This window comes from Arthrobacter sp. NPDC058192, from assembly GCF_042883665.1.
Classification (GTDB): domain Bacteria; phylum Actinomycetota; class Actinomycetes; order Actinomycetales; family Micrococcaceae; genus Arthrobacter.
The window spans coordinates 190,612-210,545 of record NZ_JBHVVJ010000004.1; the positions used below are offsets into that span (position 1 = coordinate 190,612).

General features: G+C 67.7%; 15 protein-coding genes and 1 riboswitch. Of the genes, 14 read left to right on the forward strand and 1 reads right to left on the reverse strand.

Annotated elements, in window-relative coordinates; genetic code table 11:
- The first annotated feature begins 20 nt into the window (after positions 1-20).
- The 5 genes from ACFVVK_RS05970 (at position 21) to ndk (ending at position 7,189) form a co-directional block, all read left to right on the forward strand.
- Entirely contained in the window at positions 21-1,109 is a 1,089-nt protein-coding gene (locus ACFVVK_RS05970) for a glycerophosphodiester phosphodiesterase (protein ID WP_390264774.1), read from the forward strand.
- 388 nt (positions 1,110-1,497) lie between these two features.
- The gene (gene ileS / locus ACFVVK_RS05975; RefSeq protein ID WP_390264777.1) at positions 1,498-4,881 is read left to right on the forward strand and encodes an isoleucine--tRNA ligase; all 3,384 of its coding nucleotides are present in this window, start codon (positions 1,498-1,500) and stop codon (positions 4,879-4,881) included.
- A 3-nt stretch (positions 4,882-4,884) separates the two neighbouring features.
- Positions 4,885-6,243, forward strand: a complete 1,359-nt coding sequence (locus tag ACFVVK_RS05980; RefSeq protein WP_390264780.1) for a bifunctional folylpolyglutamate synthase/dihydrofolate synthase — start codon at positions 4,885-4,887, stop codon at positions 6,241-6,243.
- 3 nt (positions 6,244-6,246) lie between these two features.
- Complete coding sequence (locus ACFVVK_RS05985) at positions 6,247-6,723, forward strand: DUF4233 domain-containing protein (RefSeq protein ID WP_390264783.1); 477 nt, start codon at positions 6,247-6,249, stop codon at positions 6,721-6,723.
- A gap of 52 nt (positions 6,724-6,775) precedes the next feature.
- Positions 6,776-7,189 (forward strand): nucleoside-diphosphate kinase, encoded by a 414-nt coding sequence (ndk, locus tag ACFVVK_RS05990; RefSeq protein WP_390264785.1) that lies wholly within the window; start codon positions 6,776-6,778, stop codon positions 7,187-7,189.
- Positions 7,190-7,268: 79 nt separating this feature from the next.
- Here the strand turns inward: ndk and ACFVVK_RS05995 are convergent, their stop codons facing one another.
- Complete coding sequence (locus ACFVVK_RS05995; protein ID WP_390264788.1) at positions 7,269-7,940, reverse strand: vitamin K epoxide reductase family protein; 672 nt, start codon at positions 7,938-7,940, stop codon at positions 7,269-7,271.
- Positions 7,941-8,408: 468 nt separating this feature from the next.
- On the opposite strand from ACFVVK_RS05995, the gene ACFVVK_RS06000 reads away from it, so the two are divergent.
- The 9 genes from ACFVVK_RS06000 (at position 8,409) to nadD (ending at position 19,933) form a co-directional block, all read left to right on the forward strand.
- Positions 8,409-11,756: an Rne/Rng family ribonuclease gene (locus ACFVVK_RS06000; protein ID WP_390264791.1), complete on the forward strand. Its 3,348-nt coding sequence runs from the start codon at positions 8,409-8,411 to the stop codon at positions 11,754-11,756.
- Between the two features lie 141 nt (positions 11,757-11,897).
- Positions 11,898-11,994, forward strand: a riboswitch (TPP riboswitch).
- Positions 11,977-13,641, forward strand: a complete 1,665-nt coding sequence (locus ACFVVK_RS06005) for a bifunctional hydroxymethylpyrimidine kinase/phosphomethylpyrimidine kinase (protein WP_390264794.1) — start codon at positions 11,977-11,979, stop codon at positions 13,639-13,641. (Overlaps the previous riboswitch by 18 nt.)
- Positions 13,642-14,009: 368 nt before the next feature.
- Complete coding sequence (rplU, locus tag ACFVVK_RS06010; protein WP_090953333.1) at positions 14,010-14,318, forward strand: 50S ribosomal protein L21; 309 nt, start codon at positions 14,010-14,012, stop codon at positions 14,316-14,318.
- A 60-nt stretch (positions 14,319-14,378) separates the two neighbouring features.
- Positions 14,379-14,642 carry a 50S ribosomal protein L27 gene (rpmA, locus tag ACFVVK_RS06015; protein ID WP_009372867.1) on the forward strand — a complete coding sequence of 88 codons (264 nt, stop codon included), beginning with the start codon at positions 14,379-14,381 and terminating at the stop codon, positions 14,640-14,642.
- Positions 14,643-14,758: 116 nt separating this feature from the next.
- Entirely contained in the window at positions 14,759-16,348 is a 1,590-nt protein-coding gene (gene obgE / locus ACFVVK_RS06020; RefSeq protein WP_390264797.1) for a GTPase ObgE, read from the forward strand.
- The gene (proB, locus tag ACFVVK_RS06025) at positions 16,338-17,483 is read left to right on the forward strand and encodes a glutamate 5-kinase (RefSeq protein WP_390264800.1); all 1,146 of its coding nucleotides are present in this window, start codon (positions 16,338-16,340) and stop codon (positions 17,481-17,483) included. Before obgE ends, proB begins: the two co-directional genes overlap by 11 nt.
- A gap of 26 nt (positions 17,484-17,509) precedes the next feature.
- Positions 17,510-18,877 (forward strand): glutamate-5-semialdehyde dehydrogenase, encoded by a 1,368-nt coding sequence (locus ACFVVK_RS06030; protein ID WP_390264803.1) that lies wholly within the window; start codon positions 17,510-17,512, stop codon positions 18,875-18,877.
- An 80-nt stretch (positions 18,878-18,957) separates the two neighbouring features.
- Positions 18,958-19,194 carry a hypothetical protein gene (locus tag ACFVVK_RS06035; RefSeq protein ID WP_390264806.1) on the forward strand — a complete coding sequence of 79 codons (237 nt, stop codon included), beginning with the start codon at positions 18,958-18,960 and terminating at the stop codon, positions 19,192-19,194.
- A gap of 55 nt (positions 19,195-19,249) precedes the next feature.
- The gene (nadD, locus tag ACFVVK_RS06040) at positions 19,250-19,933 is read left to right on the forward strand and encodes a nicotinate-nucleotide adenylyltransferase (protein WP_390265025.1); all 684 of its coding nucleotides are present in this window, start codon (positions 19,250-19,252) and stop codon (positions 19,931-19,933) included.
- Position 19,934 lies beyond the last annotated feature (1 nt).

A 19,934-nucleotide genomic window follows, 5' to 3' on the forward strand; every position in this document is an offset into this window, starting at 1 on the left:
CAGAGTGGAGACCCTTCCCCATGCGAACCCCGATGAAGCTCGGCGCTGCCGTACTCAGCGCAGCCCTGCTGCTCACCACCTCTGCCCAGGCCCAGGCGGCGGACACCAACGCCACGGCCAGCGCCAATGGCGGAGGCAGCCGCAATCATTTCGACCTCCAGGCGCACCGCGGAGGCATCGGCCTCACCGTCGAGTCCACACTGGCGTCCTTTGCCAAGGGGATTGAGACCGGCGTATCCACACTCGAGCTTGACCTCCAGATCACCAAGGACGGCCGGGAAGTCATCACCCATGACCGCAAGATCAGCGATACGAAGTGCCGCGACACCGCTCCTGTCACTCCCAACGATTCCCAGTTCCCCTACGTCGGCAAATACATCAAGGACCTGACGTTCGCCCAGGTCCGCAGCCTGGACTGCGGTTCGCTCACCCAGCCGCAGTTCCCCGGCCAGCAGGCTTCCCCGGGCGCCAAGATGCCCACGCTGGCCGAGGTCTTCGCGCTCGCGGACTCCTACCGCGCCAGCCAGGTGAAGTTCAATATCGAAACCAAGGTGGAGGCCGGCGCCCCGCAGGAAACCGCCCCGCGCGAGCAGTTCGTGGATGTCGCGCTGCGCGAGATCAACGCGGCGCACATGCAGAGCCGCGTCTCGATCGAGAGCTTCGACTGGGGCTCGCTGCGCCTGGTCCAGGCGCGCCAGCCGCAGATCCCCACCGTGGCCCTGACCAACAAGGACTTCCTGCAGGCCGGCCAACCCGGGAAGTCGCCCTGGCTCGGCGGAATCGACGCCGACGACTTCGGCGGCGACCTGGTCGCGGCCGCGGCCTCCCTCGGCTTCACAGCCATCTCCCCGGTCCACGGCACGCCGCAGAACGGTACCGTGACGGACGCAAACTACGTCCCGTACGTCACGGCGGACATGGTGCGCCGGGCACACGCGGCCCGAATGCAGGTCATCCCGTGGACCGTCGACGACAAGCCCACCATGCGCACGCTCATCGGCATGGGCGTTGACGGCCTGATCACCGACTACCCGAACGAGCTGCGCGAAGTCATGGCCGAGTCCGGCATGAAGCTGCCGCAGAGCTTCCAGCTGCAGCCCGGACACTGACCCCGGATGCTGGCAGCCGGACGCTGACCTCCGGCAGAACGGGCCGGGGTCCCGCAGGTTACCGGACTTTACGAATCCCCATCCGTAAAGTCCGGTAACATCGTGGTAGCAGCTTTGACCCGGCCATCACCGGTGAGCTTCCGGAAGAACGTCCCGGCGTGCGGTGCCGCGCAGTCGCAGCGCGTGTCAGGACCAGTAGAACCGGACGGGTAAGCCCGTCACAGCAGTAATGAGCGGCCGACGCCGGCGCAGCCCTTTGTCAAAGGTGCGTGCCGACGGCGGTAAGTGAGGTGGTACCGCGGTGCTGGCGTTGTCGAAAGGCGATGCAGGAGCCGTCCTCGCATCCTGAATGAATACACGTGTTCACCGCTCAACCCAGGATGAAGAGATGACCCACTATCCCAAGGCCTCAGCCGCACCCGAAGGTACCGGCTCCACCACCTCTGCTTCCAACGCAGCTTCCAACGCCACAGGCGTATCTGCCTCCGTGAAGTTCCCGGAGATCGAAGAGCGCATCCTCAAGTACTGGGACCAGGACGGCACCTTCCAGGCCAGCATCGACCAGCGGGACTCTGATCTTCCCGGGGGACAGCGCGGTTCCAACGAATTCGTCTTCTACGACGGTCCGCCCTTCGCCAACGGCCTGCCGCACTACGGACACCTGCTGACCGGCTACGCCAAGGACCTCGTGGGCCGCTACCAGACCCAGCGCGGCCGCCGGGTGGAGCGCCGCTTCGGCTGGGACACCCACGGGCTGCCCGCCGAGCTGGAAGCCATGAAGCAGCTGGGCATGACGGACAAGACCCAGATCGAGGCGATGGGCATCGATAAGTTCAACGACGCCTGCCGGTCCTCCGTCATGAAGTACGCCGACGAGTGGCAGAGCTACGTCACCCGCCAGGCGCGCTGGGTGGACTTCGACAACGACTACAAGACGCTCAACGTCGAGTACATGGAGTCCGTGCTCTGGGCCTTCAAGCAGCTGCACGAAAAGGGCCTGACCTACAACGGCTACCGCGTGCTGCCGTACTGCTGGAAGGACGAGACGCCGCTGTCCAACCATGAGCTGCGCATGGACGACGACGTCTACAAGAACCGCCAGGACCAGACCGTCACGGTCACCTTCCCCATCACGGCGGGGGAGTCGGAGCTGTCTCAGCAGCTCGCCGGCGTGCAGGCACTAGCCTGGACCACCACGCCGTGGACGCTGCCCACCAACGCGGCGCTCGCCGTCGGGCCCTCCATCAACTACGTGGTTCTCCCGGCCGGACCCAACGGCGTCAAGGCGGCCTCCGCCGAGGCGCCGGTCACGGGCAGCTTCCTGCTCGCCGCCGACCTCCTGGGGACCTACGCCAAGGACCTTGGCTACGGCGACGGCGCCGACGGCGTCGCGGCGGCCGAAGCCGCGGTCACCTCCACCCACACCGGCGCCGAGCTCGAGGGCCTCGCGTACGAGCCACTCTGGGACTACTTCGCCGACGACGAGAAGTACGGCAACCAGAACGCCTGGCGCTTCCTCGTGGCCGACTACGTCACCACCACCGACGGCACCGGCCTCGTCCACCAGTCGCCCGCCTACGGTGAGGACGACCAGAAGGTCTGTGAAGAGGCCGGCATCCCCGTAGTCCTTTCGGTCGACGAGGGGGCAAAGTTCCTGCCGCTGTTCAGCCACGGCCCGCTCGCCGGGATCGCCGGCCTGCAGGTCTTCGAGGCCAACAAGCCCATCACCCAGGTGCTCCGCGCCCAGGGCCGCCTGGTCCGCCAGGCCAGCTACGAGCACAGCTACCCGCACTGCTGGCGCTGCCGCAACCCGCTGATCTACCGGGCCGTGTCCTCCTGGTACGTCGAGGTCACCAAGTTCAAGGACCGCATGTCCGAGCTCAACCAGGAGATCAACTGGATCCCCGGCAACGTCAAGGACGGCCAGTTCGGCAAGTGGCTGGCCAACGCCCGCGACTGGTCCATCAGCCGCAACCGCTACTGGGGCAGCCCCATCCCGGTCTGGCAGTCCACGGACCCGGACTACCCACGCACCGACGTCTACGGCTCCCTCGCCGAGATCGAGGCTGACTTCGGCCGCCTGCCGCTGAACAACGACGGCCAGGTGGACCTGCACCGGCCGTTCATCGACGAGCTCACCCGCCCGAACCCGGACGACCCCCGCACCCCCGAAGAGGGCCAGTCCGTCATGCGCCGCGTCGAGGACGTCCTGGACGTCTGGTTCGACTCCGGCTCCATGCCTTACGGCCAGGTCCACTACCCGTTCCAGAACGAGGAATGGTTCGACACCCACAACCCGGCGGACTTCATCGTCGAGTACATCGGCCAGACCCGCGGCTGGTTCTACATGCTGCACATCCTCTCCACGGCGCTATTCGATCGCCCGGCCTTCCGTAACGTCATCAGCCACGGCATCGTTTTGGGCTCCGACGGGCAGAAGATGTCCAAGAGCCTGCGCAACTACCCGGACGTCTCCGAGGTCCTGGACCGCGACGGCTCCGACGCCATGCGCTGGTTCCTGATGTCCAGCCCGATCCTGCGCGGCGGCAACCTCGTCGTCACTGAGCAGGGCATCCGCGACGGCGTCCGCCAGGTCATCCTGCCGCTGTGGAACGTGTACAGCTTCTTCACCCTGTACACGAACGCATCGAACGCAGTGGATGGAACCGCGAAGGGCTACGACGCGAAGCTCCGCTACGACGGCTACGCCGACACGCTGGACCAGTACCTGATGGCCAACACCGGGGACCTCGTCCGCAACATGACCGCGCAGCTGGACAGCTACGACATCTCCGGCGCGTGCGACGAACTGCGCAGCTACCTGGACATGCTCACCAACTGGTACGTCCGGCGCAGCCGCCAGCGCTTTTTCGACGAGAACGTCGACGCCTTCGACGCCCTCTACACGGCACTGGAAACCGTCTGCCGGGTGTCGGCCCCGCTGCTGCCACTGATTTCCGAGGAGATCTGGCGCGGCCTCACCGGCGGACGCTCCGTGCACCTGGCCGACTGGCCCGAGGCCGGGCTGTTCCCGGCCAACCCGGACCTGGTCGACGCGATGGACCGGGTCCAGCAGATCTGCTCCACCGGATCCTCGCTGCGCAAGGCCGCGAACCTCCGGGTGCGCCTGCCGCTGCAGGAGCTCACCGTTGTGGCACCGGGCGCGGGTGCGCTGGACGGCTTTGCCGCCGTCGTCGCCGATGAACTGAACCTGCGCTCGGTCCGCCTGCTCGACGCCGAGAGCGCCTCCCCGGAGGAGTTCGGCATCGAGCAGAAGCTCGTGGTGAACGCCCGGGCGGCGGGCCCGCGCCTGGGCAAGAACGTCCAGCAGGCCATCAAGGGCTCCAAGTCCGGCGACTGGTCGGTCAGCGAAGACGGGGTGGTCACCGCCGGCGGCCTCGAGCTCGAACCGCAGGAGTACACCCTGGAAACCGTTGCGGCCGAGAGCGCCGAGGGCGCAGGGTCGCGCGCAGCGGCCGTCCTGCCCGGCGGCGGCTTCGTGGTGCTCAACACCGAAGTCACTCCGGAGCTGGAGGCCGAGGGTCTGGCGCGCGACATGGTCCGCGCAATCCAGCAGGCCCGCAAGGACGCCGGACTCAATGTCAGCGACAGGATCCGCACCATCATCCAGGCTCCGAAGGATGTCTTTGACGCCGTGCGGGCAAACGAACAGCTCGTGACCACCGAAACGCTGACCGTTGAACTCGATCTCGGTTCCTCAGGCCCTGACACCGAGCTGCAGATCACCGTCGAAAAAGTAAAGGCCAACTAAGCCATGACCGACGAATTCTCCGTAGAAAGCGTCTACGCCGAGCTCTTGGGCCGGGCGCCGGAAAACAAGATGGAGCCCCGGCTCGCCCCGCTGCACCGTGCGATGGAAATCCTGGGGGAGCCGAACAAGGCGTTCCCGATCATCCACGTCACGGGCACCAACGGCAAGACGTCCACGGCCCGGATGATCGAGGCCGGGCTGCGGGCCCACGGCCTGAGCACCGGCCGCTACACCAGCCCGCACCTGTCCAAGGTCACCGAACGGATCAGCATCGACGGCGCCCCGGTGCCGGACGAGACATTCGTCCGGATCTGGGACGAGATTCGGCCGTACCTGCAGATTGTGGACGGCGAACTCGAAGCCGAGGGCCAGCCCCGGCTGACCTACTTTGAGTGCCTGACCATCCTGGGCTTCGCGGTCTTCGCGGACCAGCCCGTCAACGTCGCCGTCATCGAAGTGGGCCTCGGCGGCATCACCGACGCCACGAACGTCGGCGACGGGCAGGTGTCAGTGGTCACCCCGATCTCCCTGGACCATACGGAACTGCTGGGCGACACCACCGGGGACATTGCCTACGAGAAGGCCGGCATCATCAAGCCCGGCGGTTTCCTCGTCAGTGCCGCGCAGCCGGTCGACGCGGCCCAGGTGCTCCTGGAGAAGGCCAACGAAGTCAACGTGCCGTTCCGCTTCGAGGGAGTGGAGTTCGGCGTGGAGTCCCGCACCGTCGCGGTGGGCGGCCAGATGGTCACCATCCAGGGCATCGCCGGCCGCTACGAGGATCTGCTGGTGCCGCTGCACGGCGCGCACCAGGCCGAGAACGCCGCCGTCGCGATTGCCGCACTGGAGGCGTTCTTCGGCGGGGAAAAGGCGATCGACGCGGAGATCCTGCAGGAGGCCTTCGCCTCCGTCACGTCCCCCGGCCGGCTCGAGGTGGTCCGCACCTCACCCACGATCCTCGTGGACGCCGCGCACAACCCGGCAGGCATCCGGGTCTCCGCCGAGGCCATCCACGAGGCCTTCAACTTCACCAAGCTCGTGGTGGTGGTCGGCGTGCTGCGGGAAAAGGACGCCGAGGAGATCCTCCGCCAGCTCCAGGAATCCCTGGGCGGCCTCGCCACCGAATACTGCTTCACGCAGTCCAACTCCCCCCGGGCCGTACCCGCGGACGACCTTGCCGAGATCGCGGTGGATCTGGGGTTCGGCGAGGACAACATCCATGTCACCGAGAAGCTCGATGACGCCATCGAATGGGCCGTCGAACGCGCAGAAGCCGACGACGAGGCCGCCGGCGGAGTCCTGGTGACCGGTTCCATCACGCTCGTCGCCGATGCCCGGATCCTCCTCGGAAAGGCGGACGCGTAAGCGATGGCCAAACTCACCAAAGCCCAGCGCGAATGGCGGCCGGGCATGCCCAAAAAGCGGCGTTCCACCAAGGTCATGTTCGCCTCGACCGTACTGTTGCTGGAAGCGTTCGTGGTGCTCTTCGGCACACTGGCCGTCTTCGGGCTCCACCGGAACGAGTATCCTGCGGCCCTCATCTTCTCGGTGGGGATCGGGCTCTGCCTCGTGTTCGTATTCACCTGCGCGGTCCTCTCCAAACCGTGGGGCGTGGCCTTGGGCTGGATCCTGCAGCTGGTCCTGATCCTGGGCGGCATCCTGGAACCGGCAATGTTCGTCGTCGGCGGCCTCTTCGCCGTGGCCTGGTGGTACGGCATCCGCACCGGTATCCGGCTGGACCGCGAAGCGGCCCAGCGGGAGCGCGAGCAGGCTGAATGGGAAGCAGCCCACCCCACGGGCGGCGGGCCGGACCAGACGCCCGGCACCGGCGCCCGGAACGCGTAGCCCCAAACCCGTAGAATTGACCCGAACCCCACCCCAACACATTGGAGCAGCTGTGAGCATTGAGCGCACCCTCGTCCTGATCAAGCCCGACGGCGTCGCCCGCAACCTGTCCGGCGCCATCCTCAGCCGGATCGAAGCCAAGGGCTACACCCTGGCCGAGCTCAAGAAAGTCGACGCCAGCCGCGAGCTGCTGGAGCAGCACTACGAGGAGCACGTCGGCAAGCCGTTTTACGAGCCGCTGGTTGAGTTCATGCTCAGCGGCCCGGTTGTCGCCGCGATCTTCGAGGGACACCGCGTGATTGAGGGCTTCCGCAGCCTCGCCGGCACCACGGACCCGACGACGGCGGCCCCCGGCACCATCCGCGGCGACTTCGGCCGCGACTGGGGCCTGGCCGTGCAGCAGAACCTGGTCCACGGCTCGGATTCGGTGGAGTCCGCCAAGCGCGAGATCAAGATCTGGTTCTAGATTCCGCACGCCTCACCGAGGTGACAGATAAGGCCAATGTTCTAGTCGAACATTGGCCTTATCTGTTCTGTCGCGGTGTTTAGTAGCCGGAGGTCCCGACGAAGACCTGGATGAAGGCGAAGAAGATCGTGGCGATGACGGCCACGTACAGCAGGGCCGTGATGATCCAGCCGGCGTCGCCGATGACCTTGGTGGGTCCGGCGGGAAGCGGGATCACGCCGGACGAGATGTTGCGGACGGTCACCCAGACGAACAGCGGGATCATGACGGCCCAGACGATCATGCAGAACGGGCACAGGATGTGGATGGCGTAGAGCGCCTGGGACCACAGCCAGACGACGAACGCGAAGCCCAGCGTCACACCCGTTTGAAGCCCCAGCCAGTACCACCGGGCGAACCTGGCGCCGGCGAGGATGCCCATGGCCGCTGTGATGATCACCGCGAAGGCGACGATTCCGATGAACATGTTCGGGAAACCGAACACGGAACTCTGCCAGGTCTGCATGACCTGCCCGCAGGAGATCCACGGGTTCACGTCACAGACAGTGACGTGGTTGGGGTCCTTTAGGACCTCCAGCTTCTCCAGGACCAGGGCACCGGAGGCCAGCCAGCCGATGACGCCGGTGATCAGCAGGAGCCAGGCGAACGGGCGGTCGCGGGTCATCGGGGGAAGCGTCCGGTCCGCGGGAGCCGCGCCGGAGCCCGGCCGGTGCACGGTCGCGTCGCCGGCAGTGCTGGAGATGCTGGGCATGGAATATCAGTCCTTTTTGGGTCGTGTGCTTCTGGCCCGATTGTAACGCCGCGGGCTGAACGGCGCCGATGAACGTCCCCGGGCCCCAGCCCCGCGCCCGCCGTGGCATCTCCGGCCTTGCCTACGCCAGCTTTGACGGGTCCTGTGAGACAATGATCGTGGCTGGAACCCGATCCACATCCGGATTCCGGTCCGGCGATTTTGTTTCAAGACCGCCAGTGATGAGCAGGGAGCTGCGGAATCTCCGATTCCAGCTGTCCCGCCGCCATTGGACGGCACCTGGCTGTGGCGTAGAGGTCAACGGGTTCAAAACAATCTCGCCGGCCCTCCAGGGCTGCCGCACCCCAATGCCGGTGCGAACCTGAGGGTACCCAATTGACTTCTGTCAATGCCTGCGGGTGTTGACGCATATTTGCCCCAACGGGCGCCGGATGTGGCGGCGAATCGGGGGCAGGAGTGTCGCCACATATGGATAATGATCAGGTTGTAGCCGGCAACGAAGAGCTAGTTGTTACCGAAGACGCAGCAGAAGCGGAGGCCCCGGTCGCGCCGAAGAGGGCCGTCCGGACCCGCCGCAAGGCGCCCGTTCCAAAGGTGTCCGCCGCCGCGGCAGCAGAGGCAGTGGCTGAAGCCGCCGCCCTCGCCGAAGCGGACGGCTCCGATGAGCCCGTCGCCGAGAACAAAGCAGCCGGAGACGCTGCTGTCCCCGAAGCCAAGGCCAAGGCACCCGCGCGCCGCACCCGTGCCCGCAAGTCTGTTGCAGCACCGGAGCCCCTCCCTGCCTTCGCCGACGACGAAATAGCCGCTGCGGCCGCAGAAGGGGTAGCGGCTGCCGATGCTGCTGAAGCTCCGGCAGCGGCCGCCGATGCTGCTGAAGCTCCGGCAGCGGCTGCCGATGCTGCTGAAGCTCCGGCAGCGGCTCCCGAGCCGGCCGCCGAGAAGCCGGTACGGCGCCGCGCCAGCCGGGCCAAGGCAGCCCCGAAGGTCGACGACGTCCCCGCAGCGGCGGCAGTCCCCGCCGAAGTGGCAACAGCCGACGAAACTCCCGCCGAAGTCGCAGCAGCCGAAGAGGCGCCCGCCGAAACGGCAGCCGCTGAGGTAACCGCGGCCGCCGGAGAAATGCCAGTTGCTGCGCCGACCGCAACGCCGGAGGCCCAGCCCGCACAGGCGCAAACCGAGGAACCGGAAAGCAAGCCGGACAACCGGGCCGCGTCGCTTTTCCTGGAACCCGGTGCCCTCACCTCCGTCATCTTCCAGGCCCCCGACCTCAGCACGGTGGTGCGTTCGGTACCCGCCGCAGCACCGGCGGAACCCGACGTCGAAGAGGGCGAGGAAGACGAGGACGCCGGCAGCCGCCGCCGCCGCCGCAGCCGCGGCCGGCGCGGGCGCACCCGCACCGCTGCCGAGTCGGACACGGACGTGGAAGGCCCCGACGAAGAGGGCGACGAAGACCACGAAGGCGTGCTCGAAGACGGCGTGACCTCGCGCCGCCGTCGCCGCCGCCGCCGCGGCGACCAGGACATGGAACTGACAGGCGGGGGAGACGACGACCCGCCCAACACGGTCACCCGCGTACGCGCGCCCCGGGCGGCCAGCGAAGCCCCGGTCAACAACCGCGTCGCCTCCGTCAAGGGTTCCACGCGCCTGGAAGCCAAGAAGCAGCGCCGCCGCGAGTCCCGCGACACCGGCCGCCGCCGCACCGTCATCACCGAGGCGGAGTTCCTGGCCCGCCGCGAATCCGTCGACCGGCAGATGATCGTCCGCCAGCGCGACGACAGAATCCAGATCGGCGTCCTTGAAGACGGCGTCCTGGCGGAGCACTTCGTCTCAAAGACCCAGCAGGATTCACTGATCGGCAACGTCTACCTGGGCAAGGTCCAAAACGTGCTGCCCTCCATGGAAGCCGCCTTCGTTGACATCGGACGCGGCCGCAATGCCGTCCTCTACGCCGGCGAAGTGAACTGGGACGCCGTCAACCTCGAAGGCAAGCAGCGCCGGATCGAAAACGCGCTCAAGTCCGGCGACTCCGTGCTGGTCCAGGTCACGAAGGACCCGGTTGGCCACAAGGGCGCCCGCCTCACCAGCCAGATCTCGCTGCCCGGACGCTACCTCGTGTACGTGCCCGGCGGTTCCATGACCGGCATCTCACGCAAGCTGCCCGACGTCGAACGCAACCGCCTTAAGCGGATCCTCAAGGACCGCCTGCCCGAAGACGCGGGCGTCATTGTCCGCACCGCGGCCGAAGGAGCGTCCGAGGAGGAGCTGACCCACGACATCAACCGCCTGCGCGCGCAGTGGGAAGGCATCGAGAGCCAGTCGACGTCCACGAAGATCCTTGCCCCGGAGCTGCTCTACGGCGAACCGGACCTGACCATCAAGGTGGTCCGCGACGTCTTCAATGAGGACTTCTCCAAGCTGATCGTTTCCGGCGAGGAAGCCTGGGACACCATCGAGGCCTACGTTACGTACGTCGCACCGGACCTGGTGGGCCGGCTCGAGAAGTGGACCAAGGACACGGACATCTTCGCTGCCTGGCGCATCGATGAGCAGATCCACAAAGCCCTGGACCGGAAGGTTTTCCTGCCCTCGGGCGGTTCCCTCGTGATCGACCGCACCGAAGCCATGACAGTGGTGGACGTCAATACCGGCAAGTTCACCGGTTCCGGCGGCAACCTCGAGGAAACCGTCACCAAGAACAACCTCGAGGCGGCCGAGGAAGTCGTCCGGCAGCTGAGGCTGCGCGATATCGGCGGCATCATCGTCATCGACTTCATCGACATGGTGCTCGAATCCAACCGCGACCTCGTGCTGCGCCGCATGGTGGAGTGCCTGGGCCGGGACCGCACCAAGCACCAGGTGGCTGAAGTGACCTCGCTGGGCCTGGTCCAGATGACCCGCAAGCGGATGGGCACCGGGCTGCTGGAAGTCTTCGGCGAGCAGTGTGAGGCCTGCGCGGGCCGCGGAATCGTCACCCACGACGAACCCGTGGAGCACCGCCGCGCCAACACCGTTGCGGCCGAGCACTACGTGCCGCGCACCGAGGCCCAGCCGGCCGCCCGGACCGAACGCAAGAGCCGCCGCCGCGGCAGGGGAGGCCAGGGCACGGAGTCCGCGACTTCGGCACCGGCAGCCGTCCATCCGGAGCCGACCGAGGCCGAGCGCCACGCCAAGGCTGAGGCGACCCGCACCGCCCTGGCGAACATCGCCGCCGCGGCGCACGCCGCCCACCTGCACGACGGCGAGGCAGCCACTGCCAGCGACGCCGGGGTGCGCCAGGCCGCGGCCGAGGCCGTCGAAGCTGTCGCCCAGCTCGCGGCCACCGAGGAAGCAGCCGGCCGTCCCGCGGCCGTCCTGACCTTTGGCGGCGAGCAGGTGGCCCTTCCGTACGTCGAGCACGCCGAGGACGCGCCGGCCCCGGCACTGACCCTGGACCTGCTGGCCGAAGCCTTCGCCAACCTCGGCGAGGGCGAGGGCGAGGCCCAAAAGCAGGAGCAGGGACAGGAGCAGGGACAGGCCGCCGCCGCGCCGCAGGCCGAGGCACCCGGTTCTGCCGGATCAGCCGCAGCGGTCCGTACTGAGGCGCCTGAGCCCCGGGCGGCCGACGCGACGTCCCGTGGCCGCCGCGGGCGCCGCAACCGGAGCGCCAGCCGTGCCCAGGGGGCAGCCAACGAGACGTCCGTGGAGCATCGCGAGGCAGCCGCGCCGGCGGCGGCCGGTTCGGTTCACGAGGCCAAGGCCCCGGCCGCGCCTGCCGCGGTTCCGACCGGCAACGCCCCGATCATCCTCGGCGTCGGCGTGCCGGCGTCGGAGCTCTAGTCCTCGGCTGAATCCCGGCTGACTGTTCCCCTCCGCCACTGGTGGGGTAGCGGGTCGGGGCCGAGGGGCGTAACACTACGCCCCTCCGGCCCCGACCCGTTCCGCCGTTAAAGGGGCGTGCGGGCGCAGCGGCTAGGCTGGAGCACTGACACGGGGTGCCGACCATCGGGCCGGCTGAGACCAGACCCGTTGAACCTGTCCGGCTAGCACCGGCGAAGGGATGTCTGACTTGTCCGCGTTGAATCCGTCCGAGTTCTTGCCGAGTAATTTTTTGCCCAGTGATCTGCCGCCGGAGCCGGCCCCGGCCGCGGCGACCCGTATTCCCCGGGTGCTGGCCATCGCCGGTTCCGACCCGTCCGGCGGGGCCGGGATCCAGGCCGACCTGAAGAGCATCGCGGCGAACGGCGGTTACGGCATGGCCGCCATCACCGCCCTGACCGCGCAGAACACCAAGGGCGTGAGCGCCGTGCACGTACCGCCGGCAGCGTTCCTCACCGCGCAGCTGGACGCCATCAGCGACGACATCGGCATCGACGCCGTCAAGATCGGCATGCTCGGCGACGCGGCAGTTATCGACGCCGTCCGCACCTGGCTGGACAAGGTGCGTCCCGCCGTCGTGGTCCTGGACCCGGTGATGGTCGCCACCAGCGGCGACCGGCTCCTGCAGGAATCGGCCGAGGCCGCCATGGCGTCCCTGCTGCCGCTCGCGGATCTCATCACGCCGAATCTGTCTGAACTGGCCATCCTGCTCCGGGAGCCGGTCGCGGCGGACTGGGCGGAAGCCCTGGCGCAGGGCAAGCGGCTGGCCGCCCAGGCCGGCACCACCGTCCTGGTAAAGGGCGGGCACCTGGAGGGCGGCCAGCCCGGCGGTCCGCTGCAGGACGACGGCGGGGCGGACACCGGGAGCGCCGCCGGGAGCGCCGCCGCGGCCGGTTGCCCGGACGCGCTGGTCAATACCGGGGGCCTGCTGGGCCAGGAGACGGTGGTGGTGCCGGGGGAGCGGATCGACACGCGCAACAGCCACGGCACCGGCTGCTCGTTGTCCTCGGCCATGGCCACGGTGCAGGCCCGGGTCGGGAACTGGGAAGCGGCGCTGCGGGAGGTCAAGCCGTGGTTGCTGGGCGCGCTGCGCGAAGCCTCGGTCCTGGACGTCGGCACCGGCAACGGCCCGGTCCATCATTTCCACCACCTGCAGGGCCGCGCGCGCGGCCCCCTGGCCGGCCAGGCCCCGGCGGAGGGCGAGTTCGCCGCGGCCCTGCGTGCGGGCGCCACGGAAGACCTCGACGCCATCTATGCCCTGGACTTTATCCGCCGACTCGCCGACGGCACGCTGGCCGAACATGAGTTCGCCTACTACCTCGCCCAGGACGCCATCTACCTCAACGGCTACTCCCGGGTCCTGGCCCGTGCCGCCGCCATCGCCCCCACCGAGGCGGAGCAGCTGTTCTGGGCCCGCTCGGCACAGACGTGCCTCGAGGTTGAGTCCGAGCTCCACCGTTCCTGGCTCAGCACCCGCCCGGCAGCGGCCGCCCTGGGCCCGGTCACGAAATCGTACGTGGATCACCTGCTGGCCGCCTCGGTATCGGGGAGCTACGCGACGCTCGTGGCGGCGGTCCTCCCGTGCTTCTGGCTCTACGCCGAAGTCGGCTCCACCCTGCACCGGGAGTTCCTGGCCAACGGCGCCCCCGGGACCCACCCCTACGCCGGGTGGCTGCGGACGTACGCCGACGAGGAGTTCGCCGCCGCCACCCGGCAGGCCATCGCGTACACGGACGCGGCGGCCCGGCAGGCCTCCGCCGGGGAACGGAAGGCCATGGCCCTGGCCTTCCGGCAGTCCTCGCGCTACGAAGTGGACTTCTTCGACGCGCCGAGGCTGTACGCCTGACCCCGGTGGCCGCCGCAGCCGGTAGGATGGTGGGGCACGGTTCCGGAAGTCGTTGCAGCGCCACAACACCAAGACAACATCGAACACGTTGTGGCGCCTATCACGGACTACCCGCCGGAACCAGCCTCATTTGCGGCCGAAGGCGAAATTAGCGTATTCTAGATCTTCGGTGCTTACGCCAACACTTGGGTTATGACCCCGAGAGCTGTCCGCTTGGAATTCCAACTGGATATGTTCCGGGGATAGCTCATGGGTTCCCCCGGGGAGCCCACCGGCGTTGAGGCACAGCGTGAGCCGGTCCAAACACTTTGGCCCCAGGTTCCGCACGCAAATCTAGTAATAAACGTCGAGAGAAGTGAGTCCCCCAAGTGGTGTACGCGATTGTCCGCGCAGGCGGCCGCCAAGAGAAGGTTTCCGTTGGAGACTTCGTTACCCTGAACCGCGTCGCCGGTGGAGCCGGCAGCACCATTGAGCTGCCCGCACTGCTCCTGGTTGACGGCGAAAAGGTCACGTCCGCTGCCGCTGACCTGGCTAAGGTAACGGTTACGGCTGAGATCCTCGAAGACCTCCGTGGTCCGAAGATCGTCATCCAGAAGTTCAAGAACAAGACCGGCTACAAGAAGCGCCAGGGTCACCGTCAGGAACTGACCAAGGTCAAGATCACCGGTATCAAGTAACCTCGCGTTACTGTTCAGGTTTTCAACAGATTCCCCAGAATTTAAAGGCAGGCATTTCAAATGGCACATAAAAAAGGCGCGAGTTCCACTCGCAACGGTCGTGACTCCAACGCTCAGTACCTCGGCGTCAAGCGTTTCGGCGGCCAGGTAGTTTCCGCAGGCGAGATCATCGTCCGCCAGCGCGGCACCCACTTCCACCCGGGTGCAGGCGTAGGCCGCGGCGGCGACGACACCCTGTTCGCTCTGACCCCCGGCGCCGTCGAGTTCGGCACGCGCCGTGGCCGTCGCGTTGTGAACATCGTGGCTGCTGCAGCTGCAGAGTAACAACAAGTTTTCAAACGGTGGAGCGGGCCTATAGGTCCGCTCCACCGGTGTTTTAACCGCATTACAATCAACTTGGGCCCTTCCGGGGTCCGGTGAACAGCACTGAGGAGATCCACGTGGCCAGCTTTGTAGACCGGGTAGTACTGCACGTATCCGGCGGTACCGGCGGCCATGGCTGTGTCTCCGTGCACCGCGAAAAGTTCAAGCCCCTCGGCGGTCCCGACGGCGGCAACGGCGGCAACGGCGGCGACGTCATCCTGCGCGTCGACCCGCAGACCACCACGCTCCTGGACTACCACCACGCCCCGCACCGGCACGCCACCAACGGCGGCCCCGGCATGGGCGACTGGCGCGGCGGCAAGAACGGCGAGACCCTCATTCTTCCGGTTCCCGAGGGAACCGTCGTCAAGTCCAAGTCCGGCGGAGTCCTCGCCGACCTCGTAGGCGTTGGCGCCGAGTACATTGCCGCCGCCGGCGGCATCGGCGGCCTCGGCAACGCGGCGCTGTCGTCACAGAAGCGCCGGGCCCCCGGCTTCGCGCTGCTCGGCATCGAGGGCGAATCCAGTGACATCGTCCTGGAACTGAAGTCCATCGCGGACATCGCCCTGGTCGGCTTCCCCTCCGCCGGCAAGTCCAGCCTCATCGCGGCGATGTCGGCCGCCCGCCCCAAGATCGCCGACTACCCCTTCACCACCCTCATCCCCAACCTGGGCGTCGTCCAGGCTGGCGATGTGCGTTTCACGATCGCCGACGTCCCCGGGCTGATCGAGGGCGCCAGCGAAGGCAAGGGCCTGGGCCACAACTTCCTGCGCCACGTGGAGCGCTGCGCCGCCCTGGTGCACGTGCTGGACTGCGGAACCCTGGAATCGGACCGCGACCCGCTCTCCGACCTCTCCATCATCGAGGCAGAGCTGGAGAAGTACGCCGTCGACATGAGCTACGCCGGCACGGACGGCGAAGTGGTGCCGCTGAACCACCGGCCCCGGCTGGTGGCCCTGAACAAGGTCGACCTGCCCGACGGCAAGGACATGGCCGAGTTCGTCCGCCCCGAGCTGGAATCCCGCGGCTACAAGGTCTTCGAAATTTCCGCGACGAGCCACGAAGGCCTCCGCCAGCTGGGCTTCGCCATGGCCGAAATCGTCAAAGCGGCCCGCAACGCCGTCGCCGCGACCCCGCCGAAGGTGCAGGCGCCCGTGCTGCGTCCCCGTGCGGTCAACGAAACCGGCTTCAGCATCCGCCGGGAGGAAAAGAACCTCGAGCCGCTGTTCCGCGTCCTTGGCGAGAAGCCGGTGCGCTGGGTCAAGCAGACCGACTTCACCAACGAGGAAGCGATCGGCTACCTGGCGGACCGCCTGGCCAAACTCGGCGTCGAAGCCGAACTCTTCAAGCAGGGCGCCAAGCCGGGCGACACCGTGGTCATCGGCGAGGACGACGGCGTCGTCTTCGACTGGGAGCCGACCATGATGGCCGGCGCCGAGCTGCTGGCCTCGCCGCGCGGCACCGATGTGCGCTTCGCCGACATCGGCGACCGCCCCACCCGCGGACAGAAGCGCGAAGAACAGCAGGAACGCCGCGACGCCAAGGCCGCCGCCCGCGCCGAACTGGAGGCCGAGCGCAAGGCCGGCATCTGGACCGAGTCTGTCAGCCGGCGGCGCGCCCCGCAGCCGCTCAAGGAGAGTGGGCTGGGCGCAGCCGATGACGAGTAGTACCGCGGCACGGGCCAGGACTGCGCCGGACCGCACGGCGCTCTCGGGAGCCCGCCGGATCGTCGTGAAGGTGGGCTCGTCCTCGCTAACGTCCATCAGGGGCGGGATCTCGGAAGAAGCCCTCACCGACCTCGCCGACGCCCTGGCGCACAAACGGAACGCGGGCACGGAAATCATCCTGGTGTCCTCGGGCGCCATCGCGGCCGGGCTCGCCCCGCTGGGACTGGAGAAGCGTCCCCGCGACCTCGCCACCCAGCAGGCGGCCGCCAGCGTAGGCCAGGGCCTGCTGATGGCACGCTACACGCACGCGTTCGGGGCGCATGGCGTCACCGTCAGCCAGGTGCTCCTGACCGCGGATGACCTCATGCGGCGCAGCCAGCACACGAACGCGTTCCGCGCCTTGGACCGCCTGCTGAACCTCGGCGTCGTCCCGGTGGTCAACGAAAACGACACCGTGGCCACGCACGAGATCCGCTTTGGCGACAACGACCGGCTCGCCGCCCTCGTGGCGCACCTGGTCCGCGCCGACGCGCTCGTGCTCCTCTCCGACGTCGACTCCCTCTACGACGGCCCGCCGTCGCATGGTGCCCGGCGCATCCCGCACGTTTCCGGCCCCCACGACCTTGACGGCGTCTCGATCGGGAGCACCGGGAAGGCCGGTGTGGGCACCGGCGGCATGGTCACCAAGGTCGAAGCCGCCAGCATGGCCGCGGGTTCGGGCATCCACGCCCTCGTGACCTCGACGCCCAATGCGGCCGCCGCGCTGGCGGGGGAGGACGTGGGCACATGGTTCTCCGTCAACGGCGCACGCAAACCGATCCGCCTCCTGTGGCTCGCCCACCTGGCGTCGGTGCACGGCACCCTGGTGCTCGACGACGGCGCGGTGCGGGCGGTCCGCGACCGCCGCACCTCCCTGCTGCCGGCCGGGATCGCCGCCGTGAAGGGCCACTTCGAGGCGGGCGACGCCGTGGAGATGGTCTCCCTCGATGGCACGGTGATTGCGCGCGGGCTGGTGAACTATTCGGCCGCGGAACTTCCCCAAATGCTGGGCCGCTCAACGCATGAGCTGGGCAAGGAGCTGGGCCGCGGGTATGACCGCGAAGTTATTCATGTTGATGATCTGGTGCTGGTCTAGGTCTTTTGCTCGCCTAAACTGGAAGCATGACTGAGGCCCTGACTTCTCCCGCCATGCCCTCCGAAAACGCGGCGCCTGCCGAAAACGCCGCGCCTGCGCCGCAGGACCCGGCGGCTGCAGGGGTGCCGGCGGAAGCGGACGTCGAGGCCGCCGTATACGCCATCGCTGACCGCTCACGGAAGGCTGCCCGCAAGATGGCCCACGCGAACCGGGCCTGGAAGGACCGCGGCCTGCGCGCCATCGGCACGGCGCTGCTCGAACACAAGGGCCACATCCTGGCCGCCAACGCCAAGGATGTCGCGGCCGGACGGGCCAACGGCACCGGCGCCGCGCTGCTGGACCGCCTGACCCTGAGCGATGCGCGCATCGCTGCCCTCGCCGCTGCCCTGGAAAACCTCGCCACCCTGCCCGATCCCGTCGGAAACGTGGTCCGCGGCCAGACCCTCCCCAACGGGCTGCGCCTGCGGCAGGTCAACGTGCCCATGGGTGTGGTGGCCGCGATCTATGAGGCCCGCCCCAATGTCACGGTGGATATCGCCGGCCTGGCACTCAAGAGCGGCAACGCCGTGATCCTGCGCGGGGGGTCCGCCGCGGCCGCCACCAACGCCGCACTCGTCACGATCCTCCGGGATGCGCTGGAATCGGTGGGCCTTCCCGCAGACGCGGTCCAGACCGTGGACCAGTACGGCCGCGAGGGCGCCAACGCGCTCATGCGGGCGCGCGGCCGCGTGGACGTCCTCATTCCCCGCGGCGGCCGCGAGCTCATCCAGGCCGTGGTGACGAATTCCTCCGTTCCCGTCATCGAGACCGGTGAGGGCAACGTTCACATCTTTTTGGACGCTTCCGCCAGCGAAGCAATGGCCGTGGACATCCTCCTCAACGCCAAGACCCAGCGGCCCAGCGTCTGCAACACGGTGGAAACGCTCCTGGTGCATTCCGGGTCCACCGTCCTGCCCGCTGTCGCCGCCGCCCTGCGAGCCGCAGGGGTCACCTTGCACGCGGACGGCCGCATCCGGGCCGCGCTGCCCGCGTCGATCGAGTCAGTGCCCGCCACGGACGAGGACTGGGCCACCGAATACATGGACCTGGACTTGGCTGTGGCCATGGTGGACAGCCTGGACGAGGCCGTCAAGCACATCCGCAAGTGGTCAACTGGCCACACCGAGGCCATCCTCACCAACGACCTCGCCAACGCCGAACGCTTCATTGCCGAAATTGATTCGGCGGCCGTGATTGTGAACGCCTCCACGCGATTCACCGACGGCGGGGAGCTGGGCCTCGGGGCGGAAGTGGGGATTTCCACGCAGAAACTCCATGCCCGCGGCCCCATGGGACTGACTGAGCTGACCACCACGAAGTGGATCGTGCAGGGCGAGGGCCAGATCCGGGCCTAGCAACGCTGTAACATGGAACGGAAGACCGGAACGGCGGACACCTCCGCCGTCGTCAATTTTAGAACTTACTAGGGGAGAACATGCTTTCGCAGCAGATCGCCACTTTCGTCGCCGCCGCTGGCGAAGCAGGCAACGAGGAACTCGCGCCGCTCATCGCACCGCCGTTTGTCATCGGTGGTGCCATGTTCCTGGTCCTCGTTGTCCTGCTGTTGATCACGCTGTCCTACTCCAACCTGGGCCGGCGCCACGCCGTAGTCGACGAACACGCTGATCCGCACCGTCAGCACCCGGCCAAGCACCCGGGCCCGGGACACTAATATTTCCGCCACCATGACGCAGCACGGCGCCAAACGCCGCCTGCGACTCGGTGTGATGGGCGGCACGTTTGACCCGATCCATCACGGACACCTTGTTGCGGCCAGCGAGGTCGCGGCGAAGTTCGAGCTCGACGAAGTCGTGTTTGTTCCCACCGGCCAGCCTTGGCAGAAGACCCATAAAATGGTCAGCGAGGCTGAGCACCGTTACCTGATGACGGTTATCGCGACGGCCTCGAATCCGCGCTTCACCGTGAGCCGGGTGGACGTGGACCGGCCGGGCCCGACCTACACCATCGACACCCTGCGCGACCTCCGGACCCTGCGCCCCGACGCCGATCTCTTCTTCATCACCGGCGCGGACGCCCTGGCCCAGATCCTGTCCTGGAAAGACATCGACGAGCTCTGGTCCCTGGCGCACTTTGTGGGCGTAACCCGGCCCGGTCACGTCCTGGACGGCATGGGCCGCAAGGACGTCAGCCTGCTCGAGGTTCCCGCCATGGCCATTTCCTCGACCGACTGCCGCACGAGGGTGGCGGACGGCAACCCTGTCTGGTACCTCGTTCCGGACGGGGTGGTCCAGTACATCGCGAAGTACGGCCTCTACCACACGCATCCCGACGTCGGCGGCGCCGGGGGTGCGGGCACAGAGGCCGGGGCTAACGGCACCGGAAGCGGCGCGGCAGAGCCGGCACAGCACGGTCCAGCATTCGAGATAACCCAACCAGCCAGCACTGAATGAG

Bases quoted from the DNA above. Each gene is read 5' to 3' on its own strand.
- ACFVVK_RS05970 (WP_390264774.1), top strand. From the start codon at position 21: ATGCGAACCCCGATGAAGCTCGGCGCTGCCGTACTCAGCGCAGCCCTG.
- ileS (WP_390264777.1), top strand. From the start codon at position 1,498: ATGACCCACTATCCCAAGGCCTCAGCCGCACCCGAAGGTACCGGCTCC.
- ACFVVK_RS05980 (WP_390264780.1), top strand. From the start codon at position 4,885: ATGACCGACGAATTCTCCGTAGAAAGCGTCTACGCCGAGCTCTTGGGC.
- ACFVVK_RS05985 (WP_390264783.1), top strand. From the start codon at position 6,247: ATGGCCAAACTCACCAAAGCCCAGCGCGAATGGCGGCCGGGCATGCCC.
- ACFVVK_RS05995 (WP_390264788.1), bottom strand. From the start codon at position 7,940: ATGCCCAGCATCTCCAGCACTGCCGGCGACGCGACCGTGCACCGGCCG.
- ACFVVK_RS06000 (WP_390264791.1), top strand. From the start codon at position 8,409: ATGGATAATGATCAGGTTGTAGCCGGCAACGAAGAGCTAGTTGTTACC.
- ACFVVK_RS06005 (WP_390264794.1), top strand. From the start codon at position 11,977: ATGTCTGACTTGTCCGCGTTGAATCCGTCCGAGTTCTTGCCGAGTAAT.
- rpmA (WP_009372867.1), top strand. From the start codon at position 14,379: ATGGCACATAAAAAAGGCGCGAGTTCCACTCGCAACGGTCGTGACTCC.
- proB (WP_390264800.1), top strand. From the start codon at position 16,338: ATGACGAGTAGTACCGCGGCACGGGCCAGGACTGCGCCGGACCGCACG.
- ACFVVK_RS06030 (WP_390264803.1), top strand. From the start codon at position 17,510: ATGACTGAGGCCCTGACTTCTCCCGCCATGCCCTCCGAAAACGCGGCG.
- ACFVVK_RS06035 (WP_390264806.1), top strand. From the start codon at position 18,958: ATGCTTTCGCAGCAGATCGCCACTTTCGTCGCCGCCGCTGGCGAAGCA.
- nadD (WP_390265025.1), top strand. From the start codon at position 19,250: ATGGGCGGCACGTTTGACCCGATCCATCACGGACACCTTGTTGCGGCC.